This is a genomic window from Sphaerotilus montanus, from assembly GCF_013410775.1.
Taxonomy (GTDB): Bacteria; Pseudomonadota; Gammaproteobacteria; order Burkholderiales; family Burkholderiaceae_C; genus Sphaerotilus; species Sphaerotilus montanus.
The window spans coordinates 4778135-4791225 of sequence record NZ_JACCFH010000001.1; the positions used below are offsets into that span (position 1 = coordinate 4778135).

The 13091-nt window shown below is 67.2% G+C and carries 11 protein-coding genes and 1 pseudogene; 4 read left to right on the plus strand and 8 right to left on the minus strand.

Annotated features, from left to right (window positions below; all coding sequences use genetic code 11):
* Positions 1 to 33 precede the first annotated feature (33 nt).
* Positions 34 to 1164, minus strand: a complete 1131-nt coding sequence (locus BDD16_RS21835; RefSeq protein ID WP_179635879.1) for an NAD(P)/FAD-dependent oxidoreductase — start codon at positions 1162 to 1164, stop codon at positions 34 to 36.
* Positions 1165 to 1204: 40 nt separating this feature from the next.
* Between BDD16_RS21835 and map the strand changes: the two genes are divergently transcribed.
* Together map and BDD16_RS21845 are read left to right on the plus strand one after the other, a co-directional pair.
* Complete coding sequence (map, locus tag BDD16_RS21840; RefSeq protein ID WP_179635880.1) at positions 1205 to 2017, plus strand: type I methionyl aminopeptidase; 813 nt, start codon at positions 1205 to 1207, stop codon at positions 2015 to 2017.
* Positions 2018 to 2053: 36 nt separating this feature from the next.
* Positions 2054 to 4687 (plus strand): [protein-PII] uridylyltransferase, encoded by a 2634-nt coding sequence (locus tag BDD16_RS21845; RefSeq protein ID WP_179635881.1) that lies wholly within the window; start codon positions 2054 to 2056, stop codon positions 4685 to 4687.
* Positions 4688 to 4714: 27 nt separating this feature from the next.
* On the opposite strand, the gene BDD16_RS21850 is transcribed toward BDD16_RS21845, so the two are convergent.
* Positions 4715 to 5290: a DUF2238 domain-containing protein gene (locus BDD16_RS21850; RefSeq protein ID WP_246332858.1), complete on the minus strand. Its 576-nt coding sequence runs from the start codon at positions 5288 to 5290 to the stop codon at positions 4715 to 4717.
* A gap of 63 nt (positions 5291 to 5353) precedes the next feature.
* On the opposite strand from BDD16_RS21850, the gene BDD16_RS21855 reads away from it, so the two are divergent.
* Positions 5354 to 6433 carry an IS5 family transposase gene (locus BDD16_RS21855; RefSeq protein ID WP_179635254.1) on the plus strand — a complete coding sequence of 360 codons (1080 nt, stop codon included), beginning with the start codon at positions 5354 to 5356 and terminating at the stop codon, positions 6431 to 6433.
* A gap of 122 nt (positions 6434 to 6555) precedes the next feature.
* Here the strand turns inward: BDD16_RS21855 and BDD16_RS21860 are convergent.
* From BDD16_RS21860 to BDD16_RS21875, 4 genes and pseudogenes are all read right to left on the minus strand, one after another.
* Positions 6556 to 7029, minus strand: a pseudogene (locus tag BDD16_RS21860) (IS256 family transposase); the annotation flags it as partial.
* Between the two features lie 55 nt (positions 7030 to 7084).
* The gene (gene tnpC / locus BDD16_RS21865; protein WP_179634567.1) at positions 7085 to 8692 is read right to left on the minus strand and encodes an IS66 family transposase; all 1608 of its coding nucleotides are present in this window, start codon (positions 8690 to 8692) and stop codon (positions 7085 to 7087) included.
* Positions 8693 to 8767: 75 nt separating this feature from the next.
* Positions 8768 to 9100, minus strand: a complete 333-nt coding sequence (tnpB, locus tag BDD16_RS21870) for an IS66 family insertion sequence element accessory protein TnpB (RefSeq protein WP_179634566.1) — start codon at positions 9098 to 9100, stop codon at positions 8768 to 8770.
* Entirely contained in the window at positions 9097 to 9525 is a 429-nt protein-coding gene (locus BDD16_RS21875) for a transposase (protein ID WP_179634565.1), read from the minus strand. Before BDD16_RS21875 ends, tnpB begins: the two co-directional genes overlap by 4 nt.
* A 62-nt stretch (positions 9526 to 9587) precedes the next feature.
* On the opposite strand from BDD16_RS21875, the gene BDD16_RS21880 reads away from it, so the two are divergent.
* Complete coding sequence (locus BDD16_RS21880; RefSeq protein WP_246332638.1) at positions 9588 to 9866, plus strand: transposase; 279 nt, start codon at positions 9588 to 9590, stop codon at positions 9864 to 9866.
* Positions 9867 to 10177: 311 nt separating this feature from the next.
* On the opposite strand, the gene BDD16_RS21885 is transcribed toward BDD16_RS21880, so the two are convergent.
* Together BDD16_RS21885 and rlmD are read right to left on the minus strand one after the other, a co-directional pair.
* Positions 10178 to 11233, minus strand: coding sequence for a hypothetical protein (locus tag BDD16_RS21885; RefSeq protein WP_179635883.1), 1056 nt, complete (start codon positions 11231 to 11233; stop codon positions 10178 to 10180).
* A 391-nt stretch (positions 11234 to 11624) separates the two neighbouring features.
* A complete protein-coding gene (rlmD, locus tag BDD16_RS21890; protein ID WP_179635884.1) occupies positions 11625 to 13082 on the minus strand; it encodes a 23S rRNA (uracil(1939)-C(5))-methyltransferase RlmD in 1458 nt (485 codons plus the stop codon).
* Between the last annotated feature and the right edge of the window lie 9 nt (positions 13083 to 13091).

Consider the following 13091-nt stretch of genomic DNA (forward strand, 5'->3'; position numbering starts at 1 on the left):
AGGGCTGGAAAGCGTGCGATTTTAGGCGAGGCCTCAGGACAGCGCCCGCACCACCTCGTCCGCGATGGCCAGACACGAGGTCAGGCCCGGCGATTCGATGCCCAGCAGCTGCACCAGCCCCGGCACGCCGTGCACCGCCGGCCCGTCGATGCGGAAGTCCGCCGCGGCCGCGTCCGGCCCGCCCAGCTTGGGCCGCACGCCCGAATAGCTGGGCTGCAGCGCGCCGTCCGGCAGGCCTGGCCAGTAGCGGCGGATCGCCTCGGCCATGCCCTGCACGCGCTCGGGCGCCACGGCGTAGTCGATCTGCGCCGCGTCGGTGATGTCGAGCCACTCCACGTCCGGGCCGAAGCGCATCTGGCCGCCCAGGTCGAGCGTCACGTGCACGCCCAGCCCCGCGGCTTCCGGAATCGGATAGACCAGCCGCGAGAACGCCGGCCGGCCGCTGCAGGCGAAGTAATTGCCCTTGCAGAAATAGGGTGTGGGCTGCTGCGCCACCGCTTCGGGGGTCGCCGGCCAGCCGCGCAGGCTGCGCGCGATCGCCGGGGCGCTCAGGCCCGCGGCATTGACCACCTCGCGGGCGAGGATCTGCATCGGCTGCGCGCCACCGACATCGAGCACGAGGCCCTCCGCCGTGACCGCGCCGCCTGTCACCGGCGAACACAGCGCCAGCGACGCACCCGCCGCCTCCGCATCACCCAGCAGCGCCAGCATCAGGCCGTGGCTGTCGACGATGCCGGTCGAGGGCGACCACAGCGCCGCCACGCAGGCCAGCGCCGGCTCCATCGCGCGGGCCTCGTCGGCGGTGAGGCGCTGCAGGTCGTGGACGCCGTTGGCGCGGGCCTGGGCGTGGAGCGCGTCGAGCTTGTCCAGCTGCGCCGCGCTGGTGGCGACGATGAGCTTGCCGCAGCGCCGGTGGGCGATGCCGCGCTCGGCGCAGTAGGCATACAGCTGTTCCCGGCCCTGCACGCAGAGCTGCGCCTTGCGCGAGCCGGTCGGGTAGTAGAGGCCGGCGTGGACCACCTCGCTGTTGCGTGCGCTGGTGACGGTGCCGAAGGCGTCGGCCGCTTCGAGGATGACCACGTCGCGGCCGGTCTGCGCCAGGGCCCGGGCGGCGGCCAGCCCGACCACGCCGGCGCCGATGACGAGGGTGTCGATCTTGTCCATGCGCAAGCTTAGCCCACCCCCGGTGCGATAATCCTGCCCCATGTCGATCACGATCAAAACCGCCGCGGACATCGCCGCCATGCGCGTCGCCTGCCGACTCGCCTCCGAAGTCCTGGACATCCTCACGCCGCACGTCAAGGCGGGTGTGACCACCAACGAACTGGACCGCATCGCCCACGACCACATCGTGAACGTGCAGCAAGCGATCCCTGCGCCGCTGAACTACCAGCCGCCCGGCTACACGCCCTACCCGAAGTCGATCTGCACCTCGGTCAACCACGTGATCTGCCACGGCATCCCGAGCGACAAGGCGCTGAAGAACGGCGACATCGTCAACCTCGACATCACCGTCATCAAGGACGGCTGGCACGGCGACACCAGCCGCATGTTCATCGTCGGCGAAGGCTCGATCGCGGCGAAGCGGCTGTGCCACCTGACCTACGAGGCGATGTGGCACGGCATCCTGAAGGTCAAGCCGGGCGCGCGCCTGGGCGACATCGGCCACGCCATCCAGACCTTCATCGAGAAGCAGGGCCTGTCGGTGGTGCGCGAGTTCTGCGGCCACGGCATCGGCCAGAAGTTCCACGAGGAGCCGCAGATCCTGCACTACGGCCGCCCCGGCACGCTGGACGTGCTGGTGCCCGGCATGGTGTTCACCATCGAGCCGATGGTGAATGCCGGCCGCCGCGAGCTGAAGGAAGCCGGCGACGGCTGGACCATCGTCACCAAGGACCGCTCGCTGTCGGCGCAGTGGGAACACACGCTCGTCGTCACCGAGACCGGCTTCGAGGTCATGACCCTGTCGGCGGGCAGCCCGCCGCTGCCCGCGTTCGTCACGACCACGTCCTGCTGAACCCCTGCCCGCCCCGCTCTGCCGAGAACGATGCCGATGTCTGACACCACCGGCGCCGACGCCGACCGCCGCCACGCCCAGCCCGACCTGCCACTGCCTGAACTGCGCCGACTGCTGCGCGAAGGCAAGCAGGCCCTGATCACGCAGTTCCGTGCAGGCAAGGCCACCGTCCCGAACGCGGACCGGCTGGTGCGGCAGCTCACCCAGCATGTCGATGGTGTGCTGGGCCATCTGTGGCACCAGTCGGACCTGCCACGGGGTGCTGCGCTGCTGGCGGTCGGCGGCTACGGCCGGGGCGAGCTGTTTCCGTATTCGGACGTCGATGTCCTGCTGCTGCTGCCCGAGGAGCTGGCAGAGCCCTGCGCGCAGGGCACGGACGACCCGCGCCGCGCCGGCATCGAGGCCTTCATCACCGCCTGCTGGGACATCGGCCTGGAAATCGGCTCCAGCGTGCGCACGGTCGAGGAGTGCGTGTCCGAGGCGCAGGCCGACGTGACCGTCCAGACAGCGCTGCTGGAAGCCCGCTTTCTCTGTGGCGCACGGCGCCTGTTCGACCAGTTCCGGCGCTGGACCCACGACGTGCTCGACCCGGCGGCCTTCCTGCGCGCCAAGTCGCTGGAGATGCAGCAGCGCCACGTCAAGTACGAGAACACGCCCTTCTCGCTGGAGCCGAACTGCAAGGAAAGCCCTGGCGGCCTGCGCGACCTGCAGGTGGTGCGCTGGATCGCGTTGGGTGCTGACCTGGGCCGCTCGTGGCGCGAGCTGGCGACCAAGGGGCTGATCACCCGCTTCGAGGCCACCCAGCTGCAGCGCAACGAGGGCCTGCTCAAGCTGATCCGCGCCCGGCTGCACACCATCGCCGGCCGGCGCGAGGACCGCCTCGTGTTCGACCTGCAGACCGCCGTGGCCGAGAGCTTCGGCTACGTCTCGACGCCCGAGCGCCGCGCCAGCGAAGCGCTGATGCGCCGCTACTACTGGGCGGCCAAGGCCGTGGTGCAGCTCAACCAGATCCTGATGCTGGGCATCGAGGAGCGGGTGTCCGGTCTCGGGGATGCACCGATGCGGCCGATCGATGCGCGCTTCTTCGACCGCGGCGGCATGCTCGAAGTGGCCAGCGACGACCTCTACCAGCGCGACCCGCACGCCATCCTGCAGACCTTCCTCGTCTACCAGCAGACGGTCGGCATCAAGGGCCTGTCGGCCCGCACGCTGCGCGCGCTCTACAACGCCCGCGAGCTGATGGACGGCGATTTCCGCAAGGACCCGGAGAACCGCCGCACCTTCATGGAGATCATGCGCGAGTCGCAGGGCCACACGCACGCCTTCCGGCTGATGAACGACACCTCCGTGCTCGGGCGCTACCTGTGGGTGTTCCGGCGCATCGTCGGGCAGATGCAGCACGACCTGTTCCACGTCTACACCGTCGACCAGCACATCATGATGGTGCTGCGCAACGTGCGGCGCTTCTTCATCGTCGAGCACACGCACGAGTACCCCTTCTGCTCGCAGCTCGCCGCGCACTGGGACAAGCCGTGGCTGCTGTACGTCGCCGCGCTGTTCCACGATGTCGCCAAGGGCCGCGGCGGGGACCACTCGGACCTGGGCGCGGTCGAGGTGCGGCGCTTCTGCCGCGACCACGGCATCGACAAGGAAGACACGCGGCTGATCGAGTTCATCGTCAAGGAACACCTGACGATGTCCCGTGTGGCGCAGAAGGAGGACCTGTCGGACCCCGACGTGATCGACGCCTTCGCCGCCACCGTGAAGGACCCGCGCCGCCTGACCGCGCTCTACCTGCTGACGGTGGCCGACATCCGCGGCACCAGCCCGAAGGTGTGGAACGCCTGGAAGGGCAAGCTGCTGGAAGACCTGTACCGCGCGACGCTGCGGGCGCTGGGCGGGGCCAAGCCGCAGCTGGACGCCGAGATCGAGATGCGCAAGCAGGAGGCGCGGCAGATGCTGGCCCTGCACTCGATGCTGCCTGGCGCGGAAGAAACGCTCTGGAAGACGCTGGACCTGAACTACTTCGCCCGCCACGACAGCGGCGAGATCGCCTGGCACGCCCGCGCGCTCAACCGCAAGGTCGATGTCACCCGGCCGCTGGTCAGCGCCCGGCTGTCGCCGCTCGGCGAGGGGCTGCAGGTGCTGGTCTATTCACCGGACCGGCCGGACCTGTTCGCGCGCATCTGCGGCTACTTCGATTCGGCGCAGTTCAGCATCCTGGACGCGCGGGTGCACACCACGCGCGCCGGCTATGCGCTGGACACGTTCCAGGTGATCACGCCGTTCTTCGACCAGGCCTACCGCGACCTGATCGCGCTGGTGGAGAACCAGTTGGGGCTGGCGCTGCAAGCCGATGGCGCGTTGCCGCAACCGAGCCGGGGCCGGCTGTCACGGCGGGTCAAGTCGTTCCCGGTGACGCCGCGGGTGCAGTTGCGGCCGGACGAGCGGGCGCAGCGCTGGGTGCTGTCGGTGTCGGCGAGTGACCGCTCGGGGCTGCTCTACAGCGTCGCCCGCGTGCTGGCCAAACACGACATCAACCTGCAGCTCGCCAAGATCAGCACGCTGGGCGAGCGGGTCGAGGACACGTTTCTGGTCGATGGGGCGGCGTTGCAGCACAACCGCAGCCAGATCGAGTTCGAGACGGAGCTGTTGGATGCGCTGAGCTGAGGCTGGGCGATCCCCGGGTGCCGCGCTCTAGTCGCGGTCGAGGTCTTCGATCTGGCGGTCCTGGGCGCGGGTCAGCGTCACCAGGGCGACCACCGCGCCGATGAGCGCAAACAGCATGTCGGACTGCGTGTCCCAGGGATCGCCCTGGGTGCCGAGGAATTCGTCGGCGCCCTGCCCGAGCGCGACGGCGGCGCCCCACTCGATGAGTTCATACGAGGCGCTGATGGCGAGGACCACGCAGCCGGCCAGGAACGCGAGCATCTTGCCGGGGCGCAGGTGCCCGCCGCGGAGCAGGATCTCCCGGGCGGCCAGTGCGGGGACGAAGCCCTGGGCGAAGTGGCCGATCTTGTCGTAGGGGTTGCGGTGCAGCCCGAGCGCCTCGGCCATCTGGAAACCCAGCGGCACCCGGGCATACGTGTAGGCGCCGCCGACCATCAGGATGACGGCGTGCAGGAAGGCGCAGGCGTAGAGCAGGTTCGTCAGCGGGAAGCGCGCGTAGGTGGCGACGAGCAGCGGGGCGATGACGAAGATCGGGAAGACCTCCATGAGCCACGTGGCGCGGTCGTACGGGTGCCAGCCGGACCAGGCCAGGAGGCCGAGCAGGGCACTTCTAGAAACCGACCCTGACCGCCACCTGAGCCGCGCGCTGCGGCAAGATGCCGCCCCATGATCACACCCCGCACCAAGCCATCGAGCTTCTTTCCTGAGGAGGCCGCGGACGACCTGTTCGTGGTGCAGCAGCGCAAGGCCAAGCTGGAGGGCTACGTACAGACGCTGGCGGCGATGGACGAACTGATCGACTTCGCAGCGATGGCCGCGGCGGTGGACAAGGCTTGCCCGCGTGCAGACCGCAGCAAGGGCGGACGCCCGCCGTACCCGACCGAGGCGCTGGTGCGCATGGTGTTCCTGCAAGGGCTGTACAACCTGTCGGACGAGCAGTGCGAGCACCAGGTGCTCGACAGGATGAGCTTCCAGCGGTTCTGCCGGCTGGACGGCGCGCTGAACATTCCGGACGCACGCACGCTGTGGAACTTCCGGCAGCGGCTGGCCGAAGGCGGGCTGGGAGGCCGGGCGATTTTCGAGGCGTTGAGCCAGCAGTTGCAGCGGCACGGCTTCATCCCGAGGGGCGGGCAGATCGTGGACGCCAGCATCGTGCAGGCGCCGATCACGCAGGCCAACGCCCGGGAGCGCGAGGCGCTGAACAAGGGGGAGGCGCCCGAGGGCTGGAGCAAGAAGCGCCTGGCGCACACCGACCGGGACGCGCGCTGGACGCAAAAGCACGGCAAGTCGTACTACGGCTACAAGCTGCACGGCAACGTGGACGCACGCTACAAGCTGATCCGCCAGATGAAGATCACGGCGGCCAACGCGGACGACGGACAGCAACTGCCCGACGTGCTGCAGGTGGCGAACACGCGCAAGCGGCTGCTGGCCGACCGGGGCTACGACAGCGCGGCCAACCGTCAGACGCTGCAGCAGCACGGACTGGCCGACGGCATCGCACGTCGCGCCAAGCCAGGGCAGACGGCCAAGGTTCGGCTCAAGCAGCGCAACAAGACGATCAACCGCACGCGGGCACGGGTCGAGCACGTCTTTGCGGCGCTGAGCCAGCAGGGCGGCAAGTGCGTGCGGGCGATGACGCTGGCGCGCAATGCGCTGGCGATCACGCTGCAGTGCGCGGCCTACAACGCGCGCAGGCTGGTGTGGCTGGTCAAGAGCGCAGGTGCGTCCGCACAGCCCGCGTGAGGGGAAAAACCCCGTCGCGGGGTACCGCGACGGCGGGGACAGCGGCTGGCAGCCGTCATCCACTGCTCGTCTGAGCTGGATTTGTGCAGGCTCAGACCAGGTTCAGGGCTGCAGGGCCGGTTTCTAGAAGTGCCCTTGAGGCTCTCGATGGCATTGGTCGTGTAGATCAGCCGCTTGACCGCGGGCGGGTAGGCGAAGAAGGGGGTGACGCGCTCCCAGGCGCAGCGCCAGGCCGGGCCGATCATGGGGAACTTCTGCCCCCAGGGCCCGCGCTCGAAGGCCTCCAGCTCGGCCAGTGCCGCCTCGGCGCTGACGGCCGTGTAGATCGGGCGCAGGGCTGCGGCCAGCAGCTTGCGCTCCTTCCAGCCGGCAAAGCTCAGGCTGTTGCGCAACAGATGCACGATGCAGGTCTGCAGCGCCGCCTGCGGGAACACCGCCTCCAGTGCTTCTCCGATGCCCTTCAGACCGTCGGTGACGGCGATCAGGATGTCGCCCACCCCGCGCGTCTTCAGGTCGTTGAAGACCTTCAGCCAGAACTTGGCCCCTTCGGTCTGCTCGATCCATAGCCCCAGCACGTCGCGCGTGCCGTCGGGCAGCGTATCCGTCCGGCCAAGTCATCCCTGACAGCCAACACGAAGCGGATGCTCCCGTTCAGGAAGCAGGCGACCAGCGATGCGGCAGCAACTCCCGGATCCGGCTGGCCGGATGCGTTGGCAGCCGTTCGAGCACATCCTTGAAGTACGCATAGGGCTCATGCCCGTTGATGCGCGCCGAGTGCAGCAGGCTCATGATGGCCGCGGCCCGCTTGCCCGCCCGCAGGCTGCCGGCGAACAACCAGTTCGACCTGCCGATGGCAATCGGCCGGATGTGGTTCTCCACCCAGTTGTTCGAGATCGGCACGTCGCCGTCCTCGACGAAGCGGGTGAGTTCCTTCCAGCGCTTGAGGCTGTAGTCGATGGCCTTCATCGTGGCCGAACCGGGCGGCACCAGTTGCCGCTGCGCCAGCAGCCAGCGGTGGAAAAGGGCCAACACCCGGCGTGACTTGCGTTGCCGGATGCGTCGCCGCTCGCCGCTGGGCAGGGCTTCGATCTCGCGCTCGATCCTGAACAGGCACTGGTAGTAGCGCAACGCCTTGCGGCCCACCTGGCTGCGGTGGTTGGCCCACAGGTCGTTGAACTTCCTGCGGGCGTGCGCCATGCATTGCGCCGAGGTCACTCCTTTGTCGAAGCAGGCGGTGTAGCCGCTGAAGCCGTCGGTGACCAGCGTGCCCTGCCAGGCCTGCGGGGTATCGAGCTGGAGGAATGCGCGCACGTTCTCGCCGCCGCGGCCCTCGCTGAACTCGAACACCACCGCCTTGGTCGGGTTCGCGCTCGTGGTGCAGTACGACCAGATGTAGGCACGATGGGTCTTGCCGTCGCGCAGGTGCGCCGGCTTGAGCATCGCCACCGGCGTCTCGTCAGCGTGCAGCACGACATGGCGGCGCAGTTCGTCGGCCAGTGCCTGCACCAGCGGCTGCAGTTGCGCGCCGCACTCGCCGATCCACTGCGCCAGGGTCGAGCGCGAGATCAGGTGGCCGGCGCGCTCGAAGATGTGCTCTTGCCGGTACAGCGGGAGATGGTCCATGAACTTGGCCACCAGCAGGTGTGCCAGCAGACCGGCCGTGGGGATGCCCTTGTCGATGACGTGGGCCGGCACTGGCGCCTGCACGATCTTCTCGCAGCAGCGGCACGCCCACTTGCCGCGCACATGGCGCTCCACGCTGAACACGCCGGGCTGGTAGTCCAGCCGTTCGGCCACGTCCTCGCCGAAGCGCTGCATCGGCTGGCCGCAGCCACAGTGGGTGTCGGCCGGCTCGTGCGGCACGTCGTGGCGCGGCAGGTGCGGTGGCAGAGGGGTGCGCTTGGGGGTCTTCTTCCCGGTCTTGTCCTTGGCCTTGTCGTCACCCAGGCCTTGCTCGCGCTCGATCTCCCGTTCGAGTTCGGCCAGGTCGGTGTCCAGCGTCTCCTCCAGCAGGCTCTTCTGCTCGGGCGCCAGGGTGCTGGCGAAGCGCTCGCTGGTGGCGGCGAACTTCAGCCGCTTGAGCACCGCCATCTCGTGCGTGAGCTTGTCGATCAGCGCCTGCTTGAAGGCGGCTTCGCGGTCGCGTTGCGCGATCAGGGCGTCCTTGGCGCTGAGTTCGGCCTTCAGTTCGGACAACAGCGACAGCATCGCCTGCCGCGTGGGCGGGTCCAGTGCGTCCAGTTGCTGTGCGCTGATCATGGGCGGCCATCTTGCCGCGCCCGAGTGCCTCGCGCATCGGCACATTCGGCAATTGCCGATGACGCCAGCAACCGCTCAGATCACGCGGATGATTCCCGCATCGCCCAGGCGCTGCCAAGGCAGACCCAGCACCAGGGCATCGAGCTGCGGACGCGTCAGTTGCAGCGTACTCGCGGCGTCGGCAGGCCAGACGAACTTGCCGGCGTTCAGCCGCCGGGCCGCCAGCCACACCCCGATGCCATCGTGTACCAGCACCTTCATGCGGTTGGCGCGCCGGTTGGCGAAGAGGTAGGCATGGTTCGGGTGTGCGGCGCCGAAGACGCCGACCACACGGGCCAGCGCGGCTTCAGTGCCCAGGCGCATGTCCAGGGGTTGCACGGCCAGCCACACCGCATCGACGCGGATCATCCCAGCACCTCGCGCAGCCACGCGGCGCTGCGCTCATCCATGGGCAGCCTGGCGTTCACCGTGGTGCCCCCGCGGTGGATCTCCACCGTGATGTCGGGGGGCCGGGGTACCGTCGGCGGCACCGGCTGGGCATCGAGCACGGCGTGATGCTCGGCTTCGCGCATCGGCAACTGCACGAAGCCCGCCAACGCCGGCGCAACGCTGGTGGCTGTGGCCTTCGAGGCGCCACCGCCGGCCGCCGCTTCATGGACCCAGCGGCGCAGCATGTTGGCGTTCAGGCCGTTGGCCAGCGCTACGGCCGCCACCGATGCGCCAGGCTGCCGCGCCAGCTCGATCACTCGCGCCTTGAATTCCGGAGAATGCCGCCGCCAGCGTCGCTTGGCCGCTGCAGCAACGTCTTGGGTTCCGATTTGAGAAGTGTCCATGTGTCCACGCATTTGTTCGTGGACACAAGCATCCTCGCACGGCCCTCACCATTCAATGTGACTTGGCCGGACGGATACGACTGGCCGACGGCATCGCACGTCGCGCCAAGCCTGGGCAGACGGCCAAGGTTCGGCTCAAGCAGCGCAACAAGACGATCAACCGCACGCGGGCACGGGTCGAGCACGTCTTTGCGGCGCTGAGCCAGCAGGGCGGCAAGTGCGTGCGGGCGATGACGCTGGCGCGCAATGCGCTGGCGATCACGCTGCAGTGCGCGGCCTACAACGCGCGCAGGCTGGTGTGGCTGGTCAAGAGCGCAGGTGCGTCCGCACAGCCCGCGTGAGGGGAAAAACCCCGTCGCGGGGTACCGCGACGGCGGGGACAGCGGCTGGCAGCCGTCATCCACTGCTCGTCTGAGCTGGATTTGTGCAGGCTCAGACCAGGTTCAGGGCTGCAGGGCCGGTTTCTAGAAGTGCCCAGCAGGATGGTGAGTGCGGCGAGGAGGATTTTGTGGCGGGGCATGGGGTCAAACTGGAGTTGTGGCGCTCGGCGACTCGGCTTGATGTTCGTGCCCGTCGAACCAGTTGCCAAGGTCGCCTGAAAAACTCATGGAAAATCAATCACTCGGAAGGAGTTTCTGGAGAGACCGCACTGCTACTCAGTCGAAGGTGTGTCCGGCGTCCCGACCGCACCAGCTGAATCGTAGGTTAGCTTGGGTGTACTCACGAACTGAAGGAGGCGCTTCTCAATATCTGCATGGACGGAGAGAACTTGGCCGTTCAGTTCTACCACTGGTTGATTGGAGACGAGCTCATTCAAGCTATCGGCGATGCTCGCCGCGTTCTTCGCCAAGCTCTCGTTGAGAGTGGTCACATCTACGCCACTTTCCTTGAGCCGGCTTGAGAATTGAAGAATGGCGTCTAGCGACTCGATCCTCTTCGGGATGGCGGCAATCTTGCCTTCGGTCGTGTAGTTTCGATGAAAGTACCTCACAGATGACTCAACTAGCGTGAGCATCAGCCCAACAGCTCTGGTGTCCCCAAAGAGCCGCGTCCACAAGCTTCCCGACTCGATCTTGCCAATCCGTAGCGGATGTGATGCAACCGAAACCCCAAGTACGTAGCAAATCTCTGCATAAAGTTCGCTTAGTGCGCCTAGTTTTTTCGCAAAGTCCTGCAAGTCCGTGACGTTTAGTAGAATCATGGAGAATACGGCTTCATCTTCTCCAGCACTGGACAGCCCCGAGGCGTTCGCGCTGATGTGCGTGAGAAAGCTGCGCAGGTTTGCCAGAGTCTGCTTTAGGCGACGTGCGACCAAGAGTAGTGGCAACGCATTGACACCTGCTTGATGGACTACATAGTTGTTGTACGCATCAGCGAACTCGTCGAGCGTACCGATCGGCTCAAGAATGTACTTTGGCTCATCTAGTCCCTCGGCGAGTGCCGATGAGAGCCGCAGTTCCAGCGACTCGATTTCCCGGAATAGGTTCCGAGCGCTAATTTCCTTGGTAATCCTCGGCAATGAGGCCATCTGTGAGTGGGCCGAATTCGCGTTCTCCTGGAGAGAGGTTCCCTCTGCAATAGCAAGGAGACGCGTGTCAACCTGTGTGTAGACGGCATCAAGCGCGCCCAGCAGACTGAGAAGTGAAGATGCCCTGTCTAGTGCCTGCAGTGCATCTTCAGCGCGTCGAGTGAGTGTTGGCTGGAGCATTGGTGTCGTCTGATTTATATTCGCTGGACGAAATTGTGCGGTCTAACGTAATTTAGACCTCACGGCCCTGCTGTCTAACTTGGCTCGTGCCGCCTAACTCAGAGCGAAAATCACCCCCAAGTTGCTGTCGGCATTGAGCTTTTTCTCTGCTTTGCATGGTTTCACCCCCCTAAAAATCGACGCAAACCCTGCACTGCAGGGTTTCACTGTCACGCCGTCTTGGTAACGGGCACCAGCATACAGACTGCGCATTTTTCGTCTATGGGAAGGTGGGTGCGGCGCGTAGGTGCCCGCGTGCGCGGGCATGACGGGGGTGGGGTTTCGTGTGAAAGGTCACACGTACTGGCCAGCACCAGCGCAGAAAGGGGCGGTGTGCGCACCGCCCCGTGAATCACTCAGCCGCGGCGACCACCACGTCAGCGCCCGCCTCGGCCGGCGCCGCGACTTCGGCCTCGACGACCACCGGTGCCACCGGCAGCGTCCACCCGTCGACCCGCTCGAACACCGCGATCGACTCCACATGCGCCGTGTGCGGGAACATGTTGACCACGCCCGCCGCGACGCAGCGATACCCGGCCTGGTGCACCAGCAGTCCTGCATCCCGCGCCAGCGTGGCCGGGCTGCAGCTCACGTAGACGATGCGCTGCGGCGGCGTGTAGCCATCGACAGGGTTCTGGCGCACCTCGGCCAGCGCCTTGACGAGCGCGAAGGCGCCCTCGCGCGGCGGATCGACCAGCCAGCGCGTGGCCGAGCCATACGCCGCCAGATCGGCCGCGCCCATCTCGAACAGGTTGCGCGCCTCGAAGCTGGTCTTGGCAGACAGCCCGTTGAGCGCGGCGTTCTCGCGCGAGCGCTGCACCAGCGTCTCGCTGCCCTCGATGCCGAGCACCTCGCGCGCCTGCGTGGCGATCGGCAGCGTGAAGTTGCCCAAGCCGCAGAACCAGTCGATCACCCGCTCGTCCGCCTGGGCGTCCAGCAGCTTCAGCGCCCGCGCGACCAGCACGCGGTTGATCTGGTGGTTGACCTGCGTGAAGTCGGTCGGCTTGAAGGGCATCGTCACGCCGAACTCGGGCAGCGTGTAGGCCAGCACCGGGCCGCCCGCGTCGAGCAGGTGGACCGTGTCCGGCCCCTTCGGCTGCAGCCACCACTGGACGTTGTGCTCGGCGGCGAAGTCGCGCAGCTTCTGCACGTCGCCCGCGCTCAGCGGGTCCATGTGGCGCACCACCAGCGCGTTGACCAGCCCCTGCGGCGATTCGCCCAGCGCCAGCTCCAGCTGCGGCAACCGGTCGCGGGCGTCCATCGACATGATCATGGTGCGCAGCGGCACCAGCATCGCGCTGATGTGCGGCGGCAGCACGGGGCACTCGGTCATGTCGGCCACATAGCGCGACTTGCGCTCGTGGAAGCCGATCAGCACGACGCCCTTCTTCACCACGTAGCGCACCGACAGGCGCGCCCGGTAGCGGTAGCCCCAGGTGGGGCCCTCGATCGGGCGCATCACGCGCTCGGGGCGGACCTTGGCGAGGTGCCAGAGGTTGTCTTCCAGCGTGCGCTGCTTGACGGCCACCTGCGCGGACGGGTGGAAATGCTGCATCTTGCAGCCGCCACAGGCCCCAGCGTGCAGACCGAAGTTGGGGCATCCCGGCGTGACCCGCTGCGCACTCTCGCGGCGGATCTCGACCAGTGCGGCCTGTTCCCAGTTGTTCTTGCGGCGGCCGGTCTGGACCCGCACCTTCTCGCCGGGCAGCGCGCCGTCGATGAAGACGACCTTGCCTTCGGCATTGCGGGCCACGCCCTGGGCGTCGAGGTCGAGCGCGTCGACCACCAGCCATTCATTGATGTCGGTCATGGAATCTCG